3 protein-coding genes are annotated in these 1,469 nt (G+C 59.0%); all 3 read right to left on the reverse strand.

The genetic code is table 11. From position 1 onward, the window contains the following. Positions 1-240 precede the first annotated feature (240 nt). Positions 241-591, reverse strand: a complete 351-nt coding sequence (locus A1351_RS24485; RefSeq protein ID WP_157096131.1) for a hypothetical protein — start codon at positions 589-591, stop codon at positions 241-243. 223 nt (positions 592-814) lie between these two features. Continuing rightward, positions 815-1,153, reverse strand: coding sequence for a hypothetical protein (locus A1351_RS06645; protein ID WP_083967183.1), 339 nt, complete (start codon positions 1,151-1,153; stop codon positions 815-817). Then, positions 1,137-1,427 carry a BPSL0067 family protein gene (locus tag A1351_RS23770; protein ID WP_245291593.1) on the reverse strand — a complete coding sequence of 97 codons (291 nt, stop codon included), beginning with the start codon at positions 1,425-1,427 and terminating at the stop codon, positions 1,137-1,139. Before A1351_RS23770 ends, A1351_RS06645 begins: the two co-directional genes overlap by 17 nt. Between the last annotated feature and the right edge of the window lie 42 nt (positions 1,428-1,469).

Below are 1,469 nucleotides of genomic sequence, written 5' to 3' on the forward strand. Positions count from 1 at the left end.
GCAAGATCGCCGTCCGCACCCTGATCCTTCACGACGATCTCGGCATGTGCATGCAGGCGACGGTCTATCCGACCCTGCCGCGATTGTTAGATCGCAATTTGCCGCTTCGACCTATCGCCGCGTAATGAGGTAAGCCCGGCGCTGGCGAATAGAATCGGACGCAGAGGGCGCCGGAGTGTGTCGAGAATGCACTCGCTCGCAGCCCCACTCTCCGCTTGCGAGCGCCAGATGCTCCCGAGTTCATTCATCGCGCAGAAAAGTCGAGCGCGGCGACATCCGCTCATGTTGCGACAGATTCATGTCCGCGACTTGGGATTCCGACGCTTCGCTTCGCTCTCTCGCGCTTCTGTCGAATAGTCGCGCCAAATCGTCGCTCACGCGCGAAGCGGGGTGAATGAACGGTGCATCGAGCTTGCGCCCTCGAATTGCGCTCGGACCGTCCAACAGCATCACGACAATGCCCGCGACAGCGCCACCCAGCGCACCCGCCCCGATCGCTATCGAAAGGGCGTCGGCAAGGAATCCGACAAGAGAGCTCGAAACCCGAGTTGCGTTCGGATGAAGACGTGACGCAGACGATTCCTTATTCATGAAAGCCTCCCGAATTGCAGGCGGCCGCTCCAAAATCGTCCGCAATGCAACCGTGCGGTCCACCTGCGCGAACTGGGAGCCGGCCGTTCGGGAAAATTCATGCTCGTTTGACGATACGTCCGCTCGCCGCGAAGAAGTCGCGCGACCGGGAAATGCCTCACATTTCCCGATCGCTATCCGCATCATCCTTCACTGGCGGAACACTCGGCTACGCTGCGGGCTCTCACTTGCAATTGATTATGAGTCCGGGCTTCAACACGCAGGCATCGGTTCCTTTGGGCAGCAGCAGAGTCTCCTGCTTGCCATCCTTGTACCGGCACACCAATCTCAGCGGGGCGTGGGCTTTTCTCAAATTGTGCCAGCCCTGCTCGATCAAGTCGTCCGGCCATCGACCGCCCGGCTTGAAACGCTCCATATCCGGCGTCATCGACGCGGGTGGATCGTAGTTCCCTTCGATAAGGGTGATCCCCGACAGCCCGGCCTTGCACAATGACGCTGCATTCGCCTGCTGGCTAAGAATGAGCGCGAAAGCTACCACGAGCGGCTTAGTGAGATACGACATGAAATTGGCTCCCGGATTCATACTGATTGCTCGTTGTCCAAGGAATTGTTCGATAGTGGGCTGGCTGTCCACTCCATTGATCCATGACTTGAATGCCTTGGTCATTTTGGCCAAGGTATATCGCAGTGTGGCTTTGGCCCGGCGTGTTCGTGTAGGTTCCGTCTTCACCGAATGTCGCGATTACGGTCCCTTCGGGAATGTCGGTCGCCCCCTGAACTTGTTCTCCTGGAACCCAGGTCGACGTGAGGCCGACGTCCGACGTCGCCTGCGCCAGAGCGACGCACTGCCCACTTCCGACGCTCTGGCCATTGTATTG

Origin of the sequence: Methylosinus sp. R-45379 (assembly GCF_001644125.1) — a bacterium.
GTDB lineage: Bacteria > Pseudomonadota > Alphaproteobacteria > Rhizobiales > Beijerinckiaceae > Methylosinus.

Bases quoted from the DNA above. Each gene is read 5' to 3' on its own strand.
- A1351_RS24485 (WP_157096131.1), bottom strand. From the start codon at position 591: ATGAATAAGGAATCGTCTGCGTCACGTCTTCATCCGAACGCAACTCGG.
- A1351_RS06645 (WP_083967183.1), bottom strand. From the start codon at position 1,153: ATGTCGTATCTCACTAAGCCGCTCGTGGTAGCTTTCGCGCTCATTCTT.